Raw genomic sequence first — 19,878 nt, 5'->3', positions numbered from 1 at the left:
TATTGGGATATGAGCATGTCGAAGAATCTGTTTGCGCCATTTTGCCTGCTGGCCCTGACGCTGGCCCTGAGTGGCTGTGGCCAGTCGGCCGATGAAGCGCCAGAGGCGCCACTGGCCAAAGTGCGCATCGAAACCCTGCAGGCCAAGCCTCTCTCGATCACCAGCGAATTGAGCGGGCGTATCGCCGCGCCGCGCATTGCCGAAGTGCGCGCACGGGTCGCCGGCGTGGTCATGCAGCGGGTGTTCAAGGAAGGCCACGACGTAAAACAGGGTGACGTGCTGTTTCGCATCGACCCCGCGCCGTTCAAGGCCGACCTGGACAGCGCCCAGGCCAACCTGAGCAAGGCCGAAGCCAACGCATTCCAGGCGCGCCTGCAGGAGCAGCGCTACAGCCAGTTGGTCGAAGGCAACGCCATCAGCGGCCAGGACTACGACAACGCCCGCGCCGCCGTGCGCCAGACCAACGCCGAAGTCGCCGCCAACAAGGCCGCAGTCGAACGCGCGCGGTTGAACCTGGGCTACGCCACCGTCACCGCACCGATTTCCGGGCGCATCGGCCGTGCGTTGGTGACCGAAGGTGCGCTGGTCGGCCAGAACGAGGCCACGCCGCTGGCAATTATCCAGCAACTGGACCCGATCCACGCCGACCTCACCCAGTCGACCCGCGAACTCAATGACCTGCGCCGCGCCTTCCGCGCCGGCAGCTTGAAGCAGGTCGGCCAGGACCAGGCCAAGGCCACGCTGATCCAGGACGACGGCAGCCTGTACCCGTTGCCAGGCAAGTTGCTGTTTGCGGAAATCAGCGTCGACCCGGGCACCGGGCAGATCATCCTGCGCAGCGAGTTCCCCAACCCGGACCTCGACCTGTTGCCGGGCAGCTTTGTGCGCGTGCGCCTCGAACAGGCCGTGGACAAGCAAGGTATCAGCGTGCCGCAACGCGCCATCACCCGTGACAGCGCCGGCATCCCGATGGTGCTGCTGTTGGATGCCGAACAGACCGTCAGCCAGCAGCCGGTAGAACTGGGCGCGGTGATTGAAGACCGCTGGATCGTCAGCAGCGGCCTCAAGCCCGGTGACCGCATCGTCGTCGAAGGCCTGCAACACGCGCGCCCCGGTGAAAAAGTCGAGGTGGATGACAGCCCCGCCTCCGGCCAGCCAGTCAAGGAATAACCCGCCATGCCGCAGTTCTTTATTGACCGCCCGATTTTCGCCTGGGTGGTGGCCCTGTTTATCCTGCTGGCCGGCGCGCTCGCCATCCCGCAGTTGCCGGTGGCCCAGTACCCCAACGTTGCGCCGCCGAAGGTGGAGATCTACGCGGTGTACCCCGGCGCCTCGGCCCAGACCCTGGATGAAAGCGTGGTCAGCCTGATCGAGCAGGAGCTTAACGGCGCCGATCACTTGCTGTACTTCGAATCCCAGAGCAGCCTGGGTTCGGCCACTATCACCGCGACCTTCCAGCCGGGCACCAACCCGGAAATGGCCCAGGTGGACGTGCAAAACCGTCTTAAAGCGGTAGAACCGCGCTTGCCGCAAGCCGTGACCCAGCAAGGTTTGCAAGTGGAGAAAGTCTCCGCCGGCTTCCTGCTGCTGGTGACCCTGACCTCCAACGACGGCAAGCTCGACGACGTAGCGCTCAGCGATTACCTGGCGCGCAACGTGATGAACGAACTCAAGCGCCTGGACGGCGTGGGCAAGGCCCAGCTGTATGGTGCCGAACGCGCCATGCGCATCTGGATCGACCCGCAGAAGCTGATCGGTTTCAACCTGACGCCAGCCGACGTGAACGCCGCGATCAGCGCGCAAAACGCTCAGGTCTCGGCGGGCAGCATTGGCGATTTGCCGGGCACCAAGACCCAGGAAATCACCGCCGCAATCCTGGTCAAGGGCCAACTGTCGACCCCGGCGGAATTTGCCGACATCGTGCTCAAGGCTAACCCCGACGGTTCCACCGTGCGCATCGGCGATGTGGCGCGGGTGGAAGTCGGCAGCCAGGAATACCAGTTCTCCACGCGCCTGAACGGCAAACCGTCCACCGCCGTCAGTGTGCAACTGTCGCCCGGCGCCAACGCGCTGAACACCGCAACCCTGGTGCGGGCAAAGATGGACGAGCTGTCGCGCTATTTCCCGGCCAACGTGGAGTACAAGATCCCTTACGACACGTCGCCGTTCGTCAAAGTCTCGATCACCAAAGTGGTCTACACCTTGCTGGAGGCGATGGCACTGGTGTTTGCGGTGATGTTCCTGTTCCTGCAGAACGTGCGCTACACCTTGATCCCCACGCTGGTGGTGCCGATTGCACTGATGGGCACTTTCGCCACCATGTTGTTGCTGGGTTTCTCGATCAACGTGCTGACCATGTTCGGTATGGTGCTGGCGATCGGCATCCTGGTGGACGATGCGATTGTGGTGGTCGAAAACGTCGAGCGCATCATGGCCACCGAAGGCCTGTCGCCCAAGGACGCAACGAAAAAAGCCATGGGCCAGATCACTGGCGCCATCGTCGGTATCACGTTGGTACTGGTGGCGGTGTTCTTGCCGATGGCGTTCATGCCGGGTTCGGTGGGTGTGATCTACCAACAGTTCTCACTGTCGATGGCCACCTCGATCCTGTTCTCGGCGTTCCTGGCCCTGACATTGACGCCGGCGCTGTGCGCCACCTTGCTCAAACCGATTGCCAAGGGCGAGCACCACGCCAAGGGCGGTTTCTTCGGCTGGTTCAACACGCGTTTTGAGCGCCTCACCGACCGCTATGAAGGCTGGGTGGCCTATGCCCTCAAGCGCAGCGGCCGCTACCTGTTGATCTATCTGGTGCTGCTGGTGGGCCTGGGGTGGATGTTCAGTCGCCTGCCCTCCTCATTCCTGCCGGTGGAAGACCAGGGTTACACCATCACCGATATCCAGCTGCCACCGGGCGCGAGCAAGAACCGCACGGTGCAGGTGGCCGAGCAGATCGAAGCGCACAACGCCGGCGAACCTGGGGTGGGCGATACCACCATGATCATGGGCTTCAGTTTCTCCGGGTCCGGGCAGAACGCGGCGCTGGCCTTTACCACGCTCAAGGATTGGTCGCAGCGCAGCAGCGACGATTCGGCCTCGGCAATTGCCGAGCGTGCCAACGAAGCGTTCAGCGAGCTCAAGGATGCGATTGCCTACGCGATCCTGCCGCCGCCGGTGGACGGCCTGGGGACTTCCAGCGGCTTCGAGTTCCGTTTGCAGGACCGTGGCGGCGTCGGCCATGCCGCGTTGATGCAAGCACGTACCGAGTTGCTGGCCGCCGCCGAAAAAAGCCCGATCCTGGCCAACGTGCGCGAAAGCGCCTTGGCTGAAGCACCGCAAGTGCAATTGCAAGTGGATCGCAAGCAAGCCAACGCCCTGGGCGTGTCGTTTGCCGATGTGGGCAATGTGCTGTCCTCGGCCATCGGCTCGGCCTATGTCAACGACTTCCCCAACCAGGGCCGCATGCAGCGGGTGGTGGTGCAGGCCGAAGGCGACCAACGCAGCCAGGTGGCGGACTTGATGAAGATCAACGTGCGCAATAACGCCGGCAAGATGGTGCCCTTGTCATCCTTTGTTGAAGCCAGCTGGACCCAGGGCCCGGCGCAGCTGACGCGCTACAACGGCTACCCGGCCATCTCCATCAGCGGCGAAGCGGCACCGGGGCACAGCACCGGTGAGGCCATGGAAGAAATCCAGCGCCTGGTCAGCCAACTGCCGGCCGGCCTGGGCCAGGAGTGGACCGGGCTGTCGTTGCAGGAACGCTTGTCCGGCTCCCAGGCGCCGTTGCTGTTGGGCCTGTCGCTGCTGATCGTGTTCCTGTGCCTGGCGGCGCTGTATGAAAGCTGGTCGATACCCACCTCGGTGTTGCTGGTGGTGCCGCTGGGTGTGCTTGGCGCCGTATTGGCGGTGAGCTTGCGTGGCATGCCCAATGACGTGTTCTTCAAGGTCGGCTTGATCACCATCATCGGTTTGTCGGCGAAGAACGCGATTCTGATCATCGAGTTTGCCAAGGACCTGGTTGACCAAGGTGAGGATCTGATCGACGCCACCCTGAAAGCCGCGCGGCTCAGGTTACGGCCGATCATCATGACCTCGCTGGCGTTTATCCTTGGCGTGGTGCCCTTGGCGATTGCCACCGGCGCCAGCTCGGCCAGCCAGCAGGCGATTGGTACAGGCGTGATCGGCGGGATGATCACCGCGACGCTGGCGGTGGTGTTTGTGCCGGTGTTCTTTGTGGTGGTGATGAAACTGGTGCGCAGGCGCGGCAAGCCTGACTGATCGGCACCGCGGATCCCTGTGGGAGCCAGCTCCCACAGGGTTCACTTATCTCAAGAACAACTGAATGCGCTATGGTGCTCACAACCTCCCCTGTTGTGAGCACCTATGGCCTTCCTCGCCCGCACCCACCCTCGCCTCTCATCCGCCGCCGTTCTTGGCCTTGCCGTGGGCATTCTGGCGCCGGCCGATACGCTGATCAGCAAAATCCTGATTGGCTGGAACGCCGGGGTCTGGACCTACCTGGCGCTGATGCTGTGGCTTACCAGCCGCTCACGTGCCGATGATGTAAAGCGCATCGCCGAGATCGAGGATGAAAACGCCGGGCTGGTGCTGTTCATGGTGTGCATTGCCGCGATTGCGAGCCTGGCTACCATCACAGTCAACCTGGTAGGCAGCAAAGACCTGGACAGCACGGCGCGCCTGCTGCACTACGGTTTTACCGGCATGACGGTGATTGGTTCATGGTTACTAACCGGGGTGATTTTCAGTGTGCATTACGCCCGCCTGTTCTACACCTGGGAAGGCGACGAGCCGGCGCTGCGCTTTGCCGAAGGGCTGCGTAACCCCAATTACTGGGACTTCCTGTACTTCTCGTTCACCATCGGCGTGGCGGTGCAAACCGCGGATGTGGGGGTTGCTACACGCGCAATGCGCAAAGTCGTTTTGGGCCAGTCGTTGATTGGGTTTCTGTTCAATACGGCGATTCTGGGCTTCTCGATCAATATTGCTGCCGGACTGTTCAGTTGAACCCTGATGGTATGGCGGCAATCCTGATCTAAACGGGAAAGGCTATTGAAAAGCGCTTTTGCGTTCAAAAAAAAGCCCTGATCTTTCGATCAGGGCTTTATAGGGCGCCGGTTTATTTAGAACGCATAACGCAGGCCAACATTGACAGCGGCTTTTTGCTTGATTTTGTCACTGGTGCTGGTCTCCAGGTCGACATGCGCCTGCAGGTCCTGGGTAAACGACACCGCCACACCGGCACCGTACTTGGTGCGCGAGCCCGACAAATCATTGTTGAAGGTCTGGTTGTTGACCGTGACCTTATTGTTGTTGGCAAACTCGTGGACCATTGCCGCACGCAGGTAAGGCTTGATCAGCGTGCCATCATCGAGTTGGAACTCATGACCAACGGTCGCACCGGCCTCGGCGGTCCTTGAGCGGGTGCGCTCACCGTCCACTTGCAAACCGTTTTTCAGGCTGTACGTGCCACCCTGGACCACAATGGTCGACAGTCGGCCGTAAGGTTCAATAAAGGAACTCTCACCGAACTTGATATGACGGCCGAGTTCAGCCGATACACCACCGCCTACGTTGTTGTAGCCACCCTTGGTCGACGTGTTGTCACTGAGTGTTGCCTTGGCCTGGTTCTGGAACCGGTTGGCTTTGGCCACGGCATCAAAATAGAAACCGCTTTCTTCGTCCATCCAGGTGGCATAGGTACCCAGGAAGTAGCTCTTGACGGTACCGGCAGCGCCGCGAGCCGGGTTTACGTCAGAGTTACTGTGGCCGCCAAATACACCCACCTTCCATTGGCTGTCGCCCAGCGGCGTATCAGCACCGATGGAAAAACCTCGCAGGTTCTGCGAGTAGCCGGTGCCCGAACTCTGGGACACATCATATTGACTGCCGATACCACGGACCCAAAGACCGGTGCTTTTCGAGTAACGCAACTCACCCATACGTTGGCGCAATGAGCCCTCTTCGGCGGTCATGATGGTCACCGGGGTGTTGAACAATGCCGTCACCACGCGGGCACTGCGGCTGATCACACGGGTTTGCGTGTCCAGAAACCAGTCATTGCCTTCCTGTTTCAGGTTATAGGCATAGGCACCCATGTCGACCGGGCCGCCCTCCAGGGAGAACGCCGCGTCACCGCCGCCGGTGTGCACAACCTGGGTTTTGACCAGTTCGCTGCCGCTGGCTGCGAGTGCCAGGCTGTGGTTGCCCGTGGCTTCGCCGGTGACATTGATAAAGTCGGTTTTGCCTTGGTCGAAATCGGTGCCCATGACAAAGGTGCCGTTACCCGAAAGCGTCTGAAGGTTCAGTTGGTAAAACTCATTCGCCGCGCCCATGGTCACCGTACCACCGGCCATGTTCAGTGCGCCCACCTGGCTGTCACCGGTCATGTTCCAGTTGGAAGCATTGCCTACGCTCAGGGTGGAGACGTTCTGCAACTGGCCCGTCAGCTCGGCGTTGTTTTGCAGGTTCAAATGCACGGTGCTGGTGGCATCGGCGATTACATTACCGGCCAGGTTTCGGCTGTTATCCACATTCATCGTTGCCGTGGCACCGCCAGACACCGACAGTAGATTGCCATTACCGCCTTTCAACGTAGAACCGTTGAGTACATCGATAGACACCACTGGCACTCGATTTGGCGTGCCCCTGACCGAGATGGCCGAACCGCTGCGACCCTCAACCACGGACTGGTCCAAAACCAGTTTGCCATCCGTCAGGTCCCCCCGATTACGGGTGAACGACACGCCATGGCCATTGCCGATGATAGTACTTTGCGTGGCAGTCGCTGTGGCACCTGCGAGGGAGAGCCCAAAGGCCCCTACTCCCGTGCCCTGCACCAGCGAGTTTTGTTTAAAGTGTAACTGACTGCCAGTGAATGCTTCCGCACCGCCGATAGCGCCACTGATCGTAGAGTTGCTGACCTCAGCGGACGAGCCGCTCCAAGTGCCTACAAAACCAAACGCCTGCAACCCTACGCCGCTGGTATTGGTGAGGGTACTGTTATTAATAACCGCCTTACTGCTGTCCAGCCGCACGGCGCCGTATAGGGAATCGCTCGAAGTAACACGTGCAGCGTCCATGTTTACTGTGGAGCCCTGCACAGCATGTACACTATTCGCCATACTGCCGCTGTTCATGTTCAACGTGGAATTTGAAAGGTTGATCGTGGTGGCTGTTGCACGGTTCATCGTCAACGCTGATTGGCCCGACAATTGCCAATCCGTTGTTTGCTCAGTTGCGTCAATGGTTCTTTGCTCACCGCTACCTATCACAACCGCCTGAGCTTGCCCCTGCATCGCGGCAAACAAACAGAATGTAATGGTGGGGACTTTCATCATTGCACTCAAGGGTTTGAGTTCGAACGTGTTCAGTGCCGACATGGTCAATCACTCTTTTGGTAAGGCCTACAAAAGCGGTTCGGCTCACTTCCTGAAAGTGACGCCTTACCTGTGCGGCACGTAGAGTAAGTATTAAACACTCACTCTTATGTAGGATTAATCTGCAACCTATTGGTAAGTAGGCAGCACTTTGGGTCATCCAATCGGTAGGGCACTGTCAGGGAAACCCCCTCTCAGAGTGAGAGGGGAACCCTGCAGCGTATCAATGACGCCTCTAAGGGACGATGATTGGTCCCACGTTATCGCACCGTGTGAAACTCAACGTCGTACGTACGTTAACGCCCGCGGTACCACGCCCCAGCGTGCCGTTGTTCAGCGGCACGGTGTAAGTCGCCTCCGCACGCCCTACTTGGGCATGTTCAAGGAAACCCGCGTAGGGAATCCGGAAGATATGGCCGTTATCTCTAATGGTAGGGGTAACGAGTACGTTGAAACTTTGCGTTTGGTCAAAAAGCCGAGGTGTGCCCGTGCGAGGTCTGAACACCTGCAGTACCAAGGTCAGTAGCTGACCAACCACCATTCTCGGGTCCGGATCCACAGCTACCCTGCCTTCCCAGTTTGTCGGCGCCGGTGCTACTAGCGCTTGGCAGGCCCATTGACCAAACGCCCCCCCCGTCGCATTGACATATTTAGCCGCCGGCAGGAGTGTAGTTACCGCATCCCGCACTTCAACCTCTCTAGGTAACGCGCGATTGAGGTTAGTGGCAGACGTTGGCGTTGCCGTTGGTGATACGACATAGCTGATGTTATGTCTGCCATTGCCCAGTTTTTGAAAGACACTCCAGTCGATGTCCCAGGTGACAAAGTCTCCAGGTATCTCATTGCTTATTTCCTTAGCGGGCGCGATGAACGTACCGTCAGGGTTGACAAGGATAAGAAACATGCCTGGCGCCGGCAGTTCAGCAGGGTCAGAGGTTCGCCATAACTCGACCGTAACGGTGACCGGCTTGCCAGCCTGTGCAAACTCCATTATGTTCGCTGCCGCCGCGTCGGTCCCACGGAACGATGCTGGAATCAGTCGGGTATTGATACTGCCTGGTATTCCAGGATTGCTCGGCCCCGTCACACTAAAGTCCACTCTGAACGGCGTGGTCGGGCCAGGGACAGTGTCACCATTTTTGCGTATTTCATAGGCGATACCGACCGATTTCGGACCTTTTGCATTGGCATAGTCCGCTACAGCCAGGGGGCTCAGAAAGGCCTGATCCAACGTGATTGGAACCGAGAGAACGCGAGACCATGGGCTCCAAGCTCCATTGTTGTATCGAACCCGATACTCGTCCTTGGTAGTGTCAACGTTCGTATAGGTCGGTATTTCGCCCGTTGGGCCTGATTTCAAGTCTTCAATAGTGACCAAGTCATCAACGAGGTCTGGCGCCTGGTGAATGATAATCGGCTGTAAATTTTCGGGTGCCGGATCCAGCGCGATAGTGAAGGTAATCGAAGGCGCAGAGACCAAACTTGCATTGCCCTGCGAGTCCCTGATTTGGTAAGTAAAGAAGCACGGCCCCCCTTGCGTAATCTCATTGGCGAGCACTGTCAGCATGTTGCCGGTTTGGGCCATGGGCCGGGGTGGAGTCTGTCGGGCTACTTCTGTGGCTGTCACGGGGGTGCCGTGGTTATAGAAGAAGGTCAGCTCATCTCCTGGCTTCCAAGCCCCGAGGCCCGTCGTTACGTTGTCAGGAATAGAGAATGGCAAATTGAACAGCATCAGTTGTGCCAGACTAATAACCTGGCCCGGCGGGAAGGCCCCCGTGTATTGCGGCGCAGGTGGCTGCCCCCTTAAATAGGGTGGATCCAAGTCTATTTTATAAGTCGAAATGGGTGAGGACTGGCCGAGAGAACCAGGCCTGTCTACGGAGCCTGGAATAGTTGGATCCGCACCCTCATTCTGGTGCAAGTCAAAACGTACTTCAAAATCACCCGACAGCTGCATTCCCGAGCTCGTAACGACAGGAATACTCGCCGAAAACTTGTCACCTGGGGCGTTGATTACAAATTGCACTTGAGCCACTAACGTCCATGAGTCAGGCAAGTCATTAATGACGTCTCTTCGATAGACTAGAGCCCAGTCACCCGCGTCTGAACCTGGGCCGGAAGTGATGACCAACACCACAGGCTTGTTCCCGTCAGCCGCTGAAATATACCCTGTTACAGGGTCTACTCCTTGGATTTCGGGAGCAACTGCTCCAGGGCTGGGATCTGCCTTTACCGTAATTTTTTTACCGATCATGTCCTATTCTCCATCCGCAATTATATTTTTACCGAATAAAACCAAACGACCAGGGACCTCTGGATACTGAAGCCCTCACGCCACTTACCTCACTGCCACCTACACTTCGATCTTCATGAATGGATTTATCCAACGCTAGGCCGGCCCACAATACTTCCCAGTCGGATATTTAAGGTCAACTTGTACATACCCGACTTTCGATACGCCTATTAATCCGTGGTTTCGAAAAACACTATATTTTGCAGAGGCGCCGGCATAGTCCCTCAGCGGTTTGATTATGTTTTGATAATCTGTAATTTCAAAAGTATGGGACACTTGATTGACGCCCCACGTATGACTCAGGATAAGGGCTGTCGACGCTATCGGGTTGCGATCCGGGTAATTAGCGTACCCCTGGAACGACAGCGTACATACATCCCCTGGGGCTATACCGACTCCGGGCGTCACCTGCATCTGAAATACCTCCCAGGGAAGCGGGATTGGTTTGCCGTCGGGGCCAAAGCCAGGTGTGCAACTAATAATTTTATTAGGATGATTTATATTTTGAGGGAACGTGGGCTTTGGAAAACTTATAGGCGGCGTGATGGTTACGACAACACTTTGATTACCCGATCGTTGCTCGTTAACGCCGTTAGTGCTCACGTAATACACGGGGGCAGTCGTATTACCACCGCCCTGTATGATCGACCAGCTAATGCGATTATCAAAAACGATAAGGGCGCCAGCGGTGTCACCCGACTTGACGGTATAGGTTGCCACCGGCGCTGCCTGCCCCGGCCAGTACAGCAACAGCATGTCACCGACTTGCGGGTTACCGGACAGGCGCGCTTCCACTCTGACAGCGTCGATACTGTCGCGACTGTCCAGTTTATTGGCTGTATTGGACACCGCGCCATAGAGATTGGCCAAGTCCAACATTGGGTTAAGTAACGCTGGCGCCTGATTGTGATCGCGGCCGAATACCGTGAAATCCATATTGAGCAATTTCAGCGGAGACAGCGTCCCAGGGCCCACCGTGTCGGAAGCACGTCTAATGTAATAGCGGAACGGCACCTTGTCCTTTCGCTGCAGGTCGGAGCCGTTGGCAATCAGCTGCTGCCAGGTCAAGGTTCCGGTAAACGGAAATGAAGTGACAGGTATCGGCGGAAGTTTAACACCCGCCAATTCAGGGATACAGAGATCCCCAGGTATAAAATTGGTGTAGCTGCTGATGCCAAACGAGACGATATTACGCGCATCGTCACGTTTGATGAGTTGATCAAAATCAAACGCAGGCACCGTAGGCACGGGCAAATTGCCGGGCAGTGGCGTTAGACTCAGCAAGACACTTCCGGGCAAGGAAAGTTGACTAATGTTACCCGCCTCATCCTTGACTCGGTACACCGCAAACAATTCTTGCGCACCTGAAAACTTGCGAAATTCCGATACCAGCACCTTCAAAATAATTGCACCTGTAGTAGCAACTATTTTTTCAACGTGAATCGGTAAGCCAGTCGGATTTGAATTGCTGCTCATAAACCACAGAAATATTTCGTCAAGCGTGGCGCGAACCTTATAATCGCCCGGCACCACGACATCCAGTGTCAAATTATTATCCAGATCAGGATTAGTAATAACTGCACTTGAAAACACCGGCGCCTTAAGCACCTCGCCTTTACCCGGCGCACTGCGGTCGATAATAATCCTGACTGGGGGCGAGAAATTGGCCACCGGTGCGTCGGGTTGGTCATTGTGTATGCGATAAGAAAGATTGACGACAGCGTCATTCAGCAGCAAACCGCTAGGAATATACGCCGGCAGTGGAAAGTCGCCGGGAAACAACTCTCCCACGACCGGTATCGGTTCAACGTAAACAGGCAGCGCTAACCCGACGACATGCCAAACAAACACAATATAATCAGTGCTCCCCGGCTGGGTCAGTTCAATCCATGGGCCGGGTATCCATACGAGAAGATCATCATCCAATAAGCGTTTTGGAATCACACCACTCGCCAATCGTCCCTCAACGATTGGCAAGGGGGCTTGAGGCACGGCGGTCACAACTGTGCCGTCGGGCAAACCTGTGGCGCTATTGGTTTGAACATTGCTATTAGTTGGGGGGGGGCTCATATCATTCTCCGTAACAGCAACATTGCGCCGGTCACTGGTTTTTATTGAAGGCTGTGACGTTGATTGAATACCCGTTGGTAACTTCCCGATACTGTCAGAACTAACAGGTCTTACCGCCATTCGTCGGTTGCACGCGCGAATGAGCGCTTGCCGCGCGCTGAATGACACTTGACGTTGTTTCGTGAATGAGGTCTCCTGAAACCGGTTTCAGAACGTCACCACCTCCAATAAGAAAGGCCTGCCACCGTGACTCCTTTTTCCGCCGCCCAGCGCAGCCGCGTGACCATGCTCGACGTCGCCGAACGCGCCGGCGTGTCCAAAGCCAGCGTGTCGCGCTTTATCGGCGAGGACCGCGCCCTGCTCTCCGACGCCATTGCCTTGCGTATCGAGCAAGCGATCAGCGAACTCGGCTACCGCCCCAACCAGATGGCACGCGGGTTGAAACGCGGCCGCACGCGCCTGATCGGCATGCTGGTGGCCGATATCCGCAACCCCTACTCCATTGCCGTGATGCACGGCGTCGAAACCGCCTGCCGCCAGCATGGCTACAGCCTGGTGGTGTGCAACACCGACCGCGATGACGAGCAAGAGCGCCAGCACCTGGCGGCGCTGCGTTCGTACAACATCGAAGGGTTGATCGTGAACACCCTTGGCCACCACCTTGACCAACTGCTGGAGTTGCAGCGCGAAATGCCTCTGGTGCTGGTGGACCGCAAGGTCGAGCCGTTGCACAGTGACCTAGTGGGGCTGGATAACCCGGCGGCGGTGCGTATTGCGGTGGAGCATCTGCAACAGCAGGGTTATCGCGACCTGTTGCTAGTGAGCGAAAAAGCCGATGGCACCAGTTCACGTCTGGAACGTCAGGCGAGTTTCACGGCGGAAATTGCGGCCCGGCCGGCGTTGACCGGCGCGGTGCTGGAACTCGATGACAGGCTGGAAAACCGTCTGCACACTTTCTTGGCCAAGCCAGGCCCCAAGGCGTTGTTCTGCGCCAATGGCGTGGCTGCGCTGGCCTGCACCCACGCGCTCAAAGCGCTGGGCCGCAACCTCTTTGATGACTTCGGCCTGATTGCCCTGGATGACCTCGACTGGTACCCGCTGGTGGGCAACGGCATCACCGCCCTCGCCCAACCCACCGACGCGATTGGCGCCAGCGCCTTTGACTGCCTGCTTAAACGCTTGCGCGGCGATGACGCACCACCGCGTACCCTGGATTTTTTGCCCGAACTGATCGTCCGTGGCTCCACCCAATCCCTTGTGGGAGCTGGCTTGCCTGCGATGGCGGTCTGTCAGGCGAAGCCGTAGTCGCCTGACACACCGCCATCGCAGGCAAGCCAGCTCCCACATTGGTTTTTCGTATAAAAATGAAACCGGTTTCAGAGGTACATAACAATGCATAAATACCCCGTTTCCATCAGCCTATCCAGCTACGGTGCCGACCTGGTACGCACGCTTGGCCAATTGAGTTTTGTCGAACTGCTCAGTGCCGCCGGCGCCCAGCGCATCGAGTGGCGCGAAGAACTGCTGACCACCGAACAACCCACCGACCTCGCCCAGGCCGCTGCCGAAAACGGCCTGGAATCGGTGTACTCATCGCCCCTAGAACTTTGGATCGCCGGGCGCGCCCAGCCGAACGCTGAACTCAGTGCAACCCTGGACCGCGCCCAAGCGTTTGGCTCGCGCTGGCTGAAGGTTTCCCTCGGTTATTTCACCGACACCAACGACCTGCAAAGCCTGCACGCCCTGCTCAACCGCCACCCGGTCAAACTCCTGGTGGAGAACGACCAGACCCTGCACGGTGGGCGCATCGAGCCAATGCAACGCTTCTTCACTGAGGTGGAACGCCTGGGCTTGCCGGTGAAAATGACGTTCGACATCGGCAACTGGCAGTGGCAGGACCAATCCGCGCTCACTGCCGCGCGGCTGTTGGGCCGCCATGTGGATTACCTGCACTGCAAGGCCGTGGCGCGTCGCCAGGACGGCAAGCTGGTGGCCTTGCCGCCCGGCGCTACCGACCTGCATCTGTGGGAACAACTGCTCAAACATATGACTCAAGGTATTACCCGGGCCGTGGAATTCCCGTTGCAAGGCGACGACTTGGTTGCCGTCACCGCACAGCAGGTCGCCGCCCTCGCCCTCCTTGGCCAGCCCCGCGCGGAGAATGCCCATGTCTGAGATCGATATCCTTTCGTTTGGTGAAACCATGGCGATGTTTGTCGCCGAACAGACCGGCGACCTGGCCCAGGTGGCGCAGTTTCACAAGCGCATTGCCGGGGCCGACAGCAATGTCGCGATCGGCCTGTCGCGCCTGGGTTTCAATGTGACGTGGCTGAGCCGTGTCGGCGACGATTCCCTGGGGCGTTTTGTGGTCGACACGCTTAAAAAAGAGGGCCTGGATTGTCGGCATGTGACGGTCGACCCGCTGCACCCGACCGGCTTTCAATTCAAGTCCCGCGAAGAAGCCGGCGCCGACCCGCAGGTGGAGTACTTCCGTAAAGGCTCGGCGGCCAGCCACTTGTCGATTGCCGCGATCAGCCCCGCCTTGCTGCAAGCGCGCCACCTGCATGCCACCGGCATCCCGCCCGCCTTGTCCGAGGCCACCCGCGAGCTGTCCGTGGAACTGATGACGCAGATGCGCAAGGCCGGGCGCAGCGTGTCGTTCGACCCGAACCTGCGCCCGTCGTTGTGGGCCAACCAAGCGCAGATGGTCCGCGAAATCAACGCCCTCGCCGCCCTCGCCGACTGGGTCTTGCCGGGCCTGGGCGAAGGCCGCTTGCTCACCGGTTTCGACGACCCGGCCGACATCGCCGCGTTCTACCTTGACCAGGGCGCCGAAGCCGTGGCGATCAAACTGGGCGCGGACGGCGCCTACTACCGCACCCACATGGACCAAGGTTTTGTCGCCGCCGTCCCGGTGGAAACCGTGGTGGATACCGTGGGCGCCGGTGACGGTTTTGCCGTCGGCATGATCAGCGCCCTGCTCGAAAACCTGAGCTTCCCCGAGGCGGTACAGCGCGGCAACTGGATCGGCAGCCGCGCCGTGCAAAGCCGGGGTGATATGGAAGGTTTGCCCAACCGTGCTGAATTACCCACCCGATCTGTTGCATGACCCACTCCCTGTTGCCACAACTACAACAAGCTCAGGAGCAACCCCATGGAAACTGTGAAACTCGCCACCCGTCGCTGGTGGTACATCATGCCTATCGTGTTCATCACCTACAGCCTGGCGTACCTGGATCGCGCCAACTACGGCTTCGCCGCGGCCTCCGGCATGGCCGAAGACCTGATGATCACCCCCGGCATGTCGTCGTTGCTGGGCGCGCTGTTTTTTCTTGGCTACTTTTTCTTCCAGGTGCCAGGTGCGATCTACGCGCAAAAACGCAGCGTTAAAAAGCTGATTTTCGTCAGCCTGATTCTGTGGGGCAGCCTGGCCACACTGACCGGCGTGGTCTCCAACGCCTATATGCTGATCGCCATTCGCTTCATGCTCGGCGTGGTCGAAGCGGCGGTGATGCCGGCGATGCTGGTGTACCTGTGCCACTGGTTTACCCGTGCCGAACGCTCACGGGCCAACACCTTCCTGATCCTCGGCAACCCGGTCACCATGATGTGGATGTCGGTGGTCTCGGGCTATCTGGTGCAGCACTTCAGCTGGCGCTGGATGTTTATCATCGAAGGCCTGCCGGCGGTGATCTGGGCGTTTATCTGGTGGAAGCTGGCGGATGAAAAACCCGCCGACGCCAAGTGGCTGAGCGAGCAGCATAAACAAGACCTGCAAAGCGCCCTGGCCGCCGAACAGGTCGGGATCAAGGCGGTGAAGAACTACGCCGAAGCCTTTCGTTCGCCCAAGGTGATCATCCTGGCGCTGCAGTTTTTTTGCTGGAGCATCGGCGTGTATGGCTTCGTATTGTGGCTGCCGTCGATCCTCAAGGCCGGCTTGCAGATGGACATGGTCGAAGCCGGTTGGCTCTCGGCGCTGCCGTACCTCGCAGCGGTGATCGGCATGCTGGCGGTGTCGTGGGGCTCGGACAAGCTGCAAAAACGTAAACGTTTTGTGTGGCCGCCGCTGCTGATCGCCTCTATCGCGTTCTACGCGTCCTACGCGCTGGGCGCTGAGCACTTCTGGTGGTCCTACACCCTGCTGGTCATCGCCGGGGCCTGCATGTATGCGCCCTATGGTCCGTTCTTTGCCATCGTCCCGGAAATCCTCCCGGCCAACGTCGCTGGCGGCGCCATGGCGCTGATCAACAGCATGGGCGCGCTCGGTTCGTTCGGCGGTTCGTACCTGGTCGGTTACCTCAATAGCAGCACCGGCTCACCCGGCGCCTCGTACTTGCTGATGAGCGGTGCGCTGATGTTTGCCGTGGTGCTGACGATTTTCCTCAAGCCCGGCGCCAGTGATCGCGTGCCGGTGCCAACCCTGGAGTTGAAGGTAAAAACCTCATGAAAAAGTCTGTGGTCCTGTACAAAAAACTCTCCGCGCCATTAATGGCTCGCCTGCACGAACACGTCGACGTGACCCTGATTGACGCCCTCGACGAACCCGGCCTCGCCCGGCTGCGTGACGCCTTGCCTGGTGCCCATGGTTTGTTGGGTGCCAGCCTGCGCCTGGATGCCAGGCTGCTCGACCTGGCGCCCAAGCTCGAAGCGGTGGCCAGTGTGTCGGTGGGTGTCGACAACTACGACATCGACTACCTGACCCAACGCGGCATCCTGCTCAGCAACACGCCGGATGTGCTTACCGAAACCACGGCGGATACCGGATTCGCGCTGATCCTGGCCACCGCTCGCCGGGTGGTCGAGCTGGCCGATATGGTGCGTGCCGGGCAGTGGAGCAAGAACATCGGCCCGGCGCATTTTGGCACCGATGTGCATGGCAAGACCCTGGGCATTATCGGCATGGGGCGCATCGGCGAAGCCCTGGCTCAGCGTGGGCATTTCGGTTTTGGTATGCCGGTGATTTACCACAGTCATTCGCCAAAACCGCGGGTAGAGGAGCGCTTTGGGGCGCAGTTTCGTAGCTTGCCGGAGTTGTTGCAGCAGGCTGACTTTGTGTGCCTGACCTTGCCACTCACGGCTGAAACCGAAAAGCTGATTGGCGCGCGTGAGTTTGCGTTGATGGGGCCGGAGACGATTTTTATCAATATCTCGCGTGGCAAGGTGGTGGATGAGGCGGCGCTGGTTGAGGCGCTGCAACAACGCACGATTCGGGCGGCGGGGTTGGATGTGTTTGAGCGCGAGCCCTTGAGTCATGACTCGCCGTTGTTGCGTTTGAACAATGTAGTGGCTACACCGCATATCGGTTCGGCGACCCACGAGACGCGGGAGGCTATGGCCGCTTGCGCGGTGGAAAATTTGCTGTCGGCGCTGGCTGGGGAGCGGCCGGACAATCTGGTTAATCCCAGTGTGTATGCTTGAGCTTGCGGTGGGTCCGTTGGCGGGTTCGGTGACTGGCGTCGCTGCTGTGTACATATCCGTTGCTGCGGTAACGGCCACTTAGGGTTCCGCCCTTACGGCGGCTCACTTTTGGAAAGACCCAAAAGTAAGCAAAAGGTCTTCGCCCCAACACTCGGTGCCTCGCTGTGGCTCGGCATGCCCGCAATCCGCCAGTGATTTGGGGGGCCGCCGCGATGGGCCATCCTTGGCCCAGCGCGGCTAAACCGGCATCCCTGCCGGTTTACCCCCCAAATCACTGTCAGATTCCGGCCATCGTGTTTGACGGGGCGATTTCAGATCAAGATCAAAAGCGCAGATCAAAAGACCGCTGACTTCGTCATCGAAAAGGATGTAAGGGCCGGAGCAACAGCAACAGCAACAGCAACAGCAACAGCAACAGCAACAGCAACAGCAACAGCAACAGCAACAGCAGAGCCATACTCGGTCAACTGTGGGAGCTGGCTTGCCTGCGATAGCATCAACTCGGTGTGCCTGATGTACCAAGGTGTCTGCATCGCAGGCAAGCCAGCTCCCACAGAAAAGCAGATCTTCGGTGTATGCGGATCCGCTTTCGCTTTTGATCTAACCACTCAGGTCGGCTTTCAGGCCGCCGTGCTCTGCTTTTGATCTTGCTTTTGATCTGAGGCGCCCCGTCAACCACGATGGCCGAACGCAGGCTTGAATCCGTGGGTAACCCGGCAGGACGCCGGGTTAGCCGCGCTGGGCCAAGGATGGCCCATCGCGGCGGCCCACGGATTCAAGCCGGAGTGAGGGCATGCCGAGCCTAAGCGAGGCACCGAGTGGTGGGGCGAAGACCTTTTGGTTACTTTTGGGGCGTTTGCCAAAAGTGACCCGCTGTAAGAGCGGAACCATAAGCCGCCGTTACCCGAATAACGGATATGTACACCGACAAACCGCCATCGCAGGCAACCCAGCTCCCACACTTAAAACACCCAAACCCTCAGATCAACGCAACGCCCGCCGCAGTACCTTACCCACCGTAGTCTTGGGCAACTCAACACTGCGAAACTCCACATACTTGGGCACCTTGTACCCCGTAAGATACTCCCGGCAATGGGCCAGAATCTGCTCCTGGGTCAAGCTCGGGTCCTTGCGCACCACGATGATCTTGACCTTCTCCCCCGTCACCGGATCCTCCACACCAATCGCCGCCACCTCCCCCACACCGGGATGCAGGGCCACCACGTCTTCAATCTCATTGGGATACACGTTAAACCCCGAAACCAGGATCATGTCTTTCTTGCGATCCACCAGACGAATATACCCACGCTCATCCATCACCCCAATGTCCCCGGTGGACAACCAGCCCTCGGTATCCAGCACTTCAGCCGTTTCCTTGGGCCGCTTCCAGTACCCCTGCATCACCTGCGGGCCACGCACTTGCAGTTCACCTTGCTCACCAATGTCCGCCAGCTCGCCGTCCTCACGCATAAACCGCACCCAGGTCGACGGCAACGGCACACCGATGCTGCCGGTGAATTCCATCTCACGCATGCGAGCAATGTTGATCGGGCTGATGCTCACCACCGGCGAGCACTCGGTCAGCCCATAACCTTCAATAATCGGCAACCCAGTGACCTCCTTCCAGCGCTTGGCCACCGCCGTGTGCGTGGCCATGCCGCCAGCAATCACCATGCGCAGGTCAGAGAAATCCCGCGCACAGAACTCTTTGTTTTCGAGCAAGCCGTTAAACAAGGTGTTGACCCCGGCAATGCCGTTGAAACGCTCCTTGCGCAAGATCATCTGCACCCGTTTCACATCCCGTGGGTTGGCAATCAGGATGTTGCGCCCGCCCAGGCACATGAACATCAGGCAATTCACCGTCAGCGAAAAGATGTGGTACAGCGGCAACAAGGTCACGTTGGTTTCCTGCTTGTCCTGGTCCAACTGGTCACCAACCCAGGCCTTGGCTTGCAGCAGGTTGGCGATGATATTGCGATGGCTGAGCATCACGCCCTTGGCGTCCCCCGTGGTGCCGCCGGTGTATTGCAAAAACGCCAGCTCATCGAGGTGCATCGCCACCGGAAAATGGTTCAGCGCCCGTCCCTGTTTCAACACGTTGTTGAAGCGCACCGCGCCGGGCAGGTGAAATTTTTGCACCTGTTTTTGCACGCGACGCAGGATGAAGTTCATCGCCGCGCCCTTGAAGGTGCCGAGCAGATCGCCAATGGCCGCCACCACCACGCGTTTGACACGGCTGCCCTGCGCGACTTTTTCAAAGGTGTGGGCGAAGTTTTCAAAAATCACCAGGGTTTCGGCTTCGCTGTCCTTGAGCAAATGCTTGAGCTCATGGGAGGTGTACAACGGGTTGACGTTGACCACCACCGCACCGGTCAGGATCGTGCCCAGCAGGCAGATCGGGTACTGCAGGCAGTTGGGCATCATCAGCGCCACCCGGTCGCCCTTTTTCACGCCTTGGCCCTGTAGCCACGCGGCAAACGCCTGGCCTTGCACCTGCCAGTCGGCATAGGTCATTTCGGTGCCGATGCTGACGTAGGCGACCCGCTCGCGGAATTTTTCCAGGTGCTCCAGGAACACCTCGCGCAGCGACGGGTAGGCCTCGATACCGGCCTCGATGTCCGCCGGCACGCCCGGCAAGTAGGCGTTCAACCAGACCCGTTCGGTGTGTTCCTGGCTTACAGCGTTCATGGCAGTCTCCTTATT

Annotated in this window: 14 protein-coding genes; 10 read left to right on the top strand and 4 right to left on the bottom strand. The window is 58.7% G+C overall.

What is annotated here, in order from left to right; translation table 11 throughout:
• The first annotated feature begins 15 nt into the window (after positions 1–15).
• The 3 genes from HU759_RS13860 to HU759_RS13850 all read left to right on the top strand — a co-directional run bounded on the left by HU759_RS13860 (position 16) and on the right by HU759_RS13850 (position 5,022).
• Positions 16–1,170 (top strand): efflux RND transporter periplasmic adaptor subunit, encoded by a 1,155-nt coding sequence (locus HU759_RS13860; protein ID WP_026013522.1) that lies wholly within the window; start codon positions 16–18, stop codon positions 1,168–1,170.
• A gap of 6 nt (positions 1,171–1,176) precedes the next feature.
• Positions 1,177–4,275 carry an efflux RND transporter permease subunit gene (locus HU759_RS13855; protein ID WP_170038449.1) on the top strand — a complete coding sequence of 1,033 codons (3,099 nt, stop codon included), beginning with the start codon at positions 1,177–1,179 and terminating at the stop codon, positions 4,273–4,275.
• Between the two features lie 105 nt (positions 4,276–4,380).
• A complete protein-coding gene (locus HU759_RS13850) occupies positions 4,381–5,022 on the top strand; it encodes a DUF1345 domain-containing protein (protein ID WP_017135030.1) in 642 nt (213 codons plus the stop codon).
• A gap of 116 nt (positions 5,023–5,138) precedes the next feature.
• Here the strand turns inward: HU759_RS13850 and HU759_RS13845 are convergent, their stop codons facing one another.
• Positions 5,139–6,638: an autotransporter outer membrane beta-barrel domain-containing protein gene (locus HU759_RS13845; protein ID WP_225933051.1), complete on the bottom strand. Its 1,500-nt coding sequence runs from the start codon at positions 6,636–6,638 to the stop codon at positions 5,139–5,141.
• 697 nt (positions 6,639–7,335) lie between these two features.
• On the opposite strand from HU759_RS13845, the gene HU759_RS13840 reads away from it, so the two are divergent.
• Positions 7,336–7,479, top strand: coding sequence for a hypothetical protein (locus HU759_RS13840; RefSeq protein ID WP_017135028.1), 144 nt, complete (start codon positions 7,336–7,338; stop codon positions 7,477–7,479).
• Between the two features lie 150 nt (positions 7,480–7,629).
• Here the strand turns inward: HU759_RS13840 and HU759_RS13835 are convergent, their stop codons facing one another.
• Together HU759_RS13835 and HU759_RS13830 are read right to left on the bottom strand one after the other, a co-directional pair.
• Entirely contained in the window at positions 7,630–9,648 is a 2,019-nt protein-coding gene (locus tag HU759_RS13835) for a hypothetical protein (RefSeq protein ID WP_186618093.1), read from the bottom strand.
• Positions 9,649–9,783: 135 nt separating this feature from the next.
• Entirely contained in the window at positions 9,784–11,757 is a 1,974-nt protein-coding gene (locus tag HU759_RS13830; RefSeq protein ID WP_186618092.1) for a hypothetical protein, read from the bottom strand.
• Positions 11,758–12,003: 246 nt separating this feature from the next.
• Between HU759_RS13830 and HU759_RS13825 the strand changes: the two genes are divergently transcribed.
• The 6 genes from HU759_RS13825 (at position 12,004) to HU759_RS13800 (ending at position 17,820) form a co-directional block, all read left to right on the top strand.
• Positions 12,004–13,062 (top strand): LacI family DNA-binding transcriptional regulator, encoded by a 1,059-nt coding sequence (locus HU759_RS13825; protein WP_186618091.1) that lies wholly within the window; start codon positions 12,004–12,006, stop codon positions 13,060–13,062.
• An 87-nt stretch (positions 13,063–13,149) separates the two neighbouring features.
• On the top strand, positions 13,150–13,932 hold the full coding sequence (locus HU759_RS13820; RefSeq protein ID WP_017137535.1) for a TIM barrel protein: 783 nt from the start codon (positions 13,150–13,152) through the stop codon (positions 13,930–13,932).
• On the top strand, positions 13,925–14,866 hold the full coding sequence (locus tag HU759_RS13815; RefSeq protein WP_186618090.1) for a sugar kinase: 942 nt from the start codon (positions 13,925–13,927) through the stop codon (positions 14,864–14,866). Before HU759_RS13820 ends, HU759_RS13815 begins: the two co-directional genes overlap by 8 nt.
• A 45-nt stretch (positions 14,867–14,911) precedes the next feature.
• Entirely contained in the window at positions 14,912–16,204 is a 1,293-nt protein-coding gene (locus tag HU759_RS13810) for an MFS transporter (RefSeq protein WP_056859255.1), read from the top strand.
• Positions 16,201–17,175, top strand: a complete 975-nt coding sequence (locus HU759_RS13805; RefSeq protein WP_138454030.1) for an NAD(P)-dependent oxidoreductase — start codon at positions 16,201–16,203, stop codon at positions 17,173–17,175. The genes HU759_RS13810 and HU759_RS13805 overlap by 4 nt, the downstream gene beginning before the upstream one ends.
• A gap of 297 nt (positions 17,176–17,472) precedes the next feature.
• The gene (locus tag HU759_RS13800; RefSeq protein ID WP_217858158.1) at positions 17,473–17,820 is read left to right on the top strand and encodes a hypothetical protein; all 348 of its coding nucleotides are present in this window, start codon (positions 17,473–17,475) and stop codon (positions 17,818–17,820) included.
• Positions 17,821–18,159: 339 nt separating this feature from the next.
• Here the strand turns inward: HU759_RS13800 and HU759_RS13795 are convergent, their stop codons facing one another.
• The gene (locus HU759_RS13795; RefSeq protein WP_186618212.1) at positions 18,160–19,863 is read right to left on the bottom strand and encodes an AMP-binding protein; all 1,704 of its coding nucleotides are present in this window, start codon (positions 19,861–19,863) and stop codon (positions 18,160–18,162) included.
• Positions 19,864–19,878: the final 15 nt, after the last annotated feature.

Origin of the sequence: Pseudomonas sp. OE 28.3, from assembly GCF_014268205.2 — a bacterium.
GTDB lineage: Bacteria > Pseudomonadota > Gammaproteobacteria > Pseudomonadales > Pseudomonadaceae > Aquipseudomonas > Aquipseudomonas edaphica.
Note: the sequence above shows the minus strand (reverse complement) of the source record. Positions and strands in the feature narration are given on the sequence as shown.

What these genes read in the sequence shown, in the direction of transcription:
- HU759_RS13860 (WP_026013522.1), top strand. Translation starts at nt 16, where the DNA reads ATGTCGAAGAATCTGTTTGCGCCATTTTGCCTGCTGGCCCTGACGCTG.
- HU759_RS13855 (WP_170038449.1), top strand. Translation starts at nt 1,177, where the DNA reads ATGCCGCAGTTCTTTATTGACCGCCCGATTTTCGCCTGGGTGGTGGCC.
- HU759_RS13850 (WP_017135030.1), top strand. Translation starts at nt 4,381, where the DNA reads ATGGCCTTCCTCGCCCGCACCCACCCTCGCCTCTCATCCGCCGCCGTT.
- HU759_RS13840 (WP_017135028.1), top strand. Translation starts at nt 7,336, where the DNA reads ATGGTGGGGACTTTCATCATTGCACTCAAGGGTTTGAGTTCGAACGTG.
- HU759_RS13835 (WP_186618093.1), bottom strand. Translation starts at nt 9,648, where the DNA reads ATGATCGGTAAAAAAATTACGGTAAAGGCAGATCCCAGCCCTGGAGCA.
- HU759_RS13830 (WP_186618092.1), bottom strand. Translation starts at nt 11,757, where the DNA reads ATGAGCCCCCCCCCAACTAATAGCAATGTTCAAACCAATAGCGCCACA.
- HU759_RS13820 (WP_017137535.1), top strand. Translation starts at nt 13,150, where the DNA reads ATGCATAAATACCCCGTTTCCATCAGCCTATCCAGCTACGGTGCCGAC.
- HU759_RS13815 (WP_186618090.1), top strand. Translation starts at nt 13,925, where the DNA reads ATGTCTGAGATCGATATCCTTTCGTTTGGTGAAACCATGGCGATGTTT.
- HU759_RS13810 (WP_056859255.1), top strand. Translation starts at nt 14,912, where the DNA reads ATGGAAACTGTGAAACTCGCCACCCGTCGCTGGTGGTACATCATGCCT.
- HU759_RS13805 (WP_138454030.1), top strand. Translation starts at nt 16,201, where the DNA reads ATGAAAAAGTCTGTGGTCCTGTACAAAAAACTCTCCGCGCCATTAATG.
- HU759_RS13795 (WP_186618212.1), bottom strand. Translation starts at nt 19,863, where the DNA reads ATGAACGCTGTAAGCCAGGAACACACCGAACGGGTCTGGTTGAACGCC.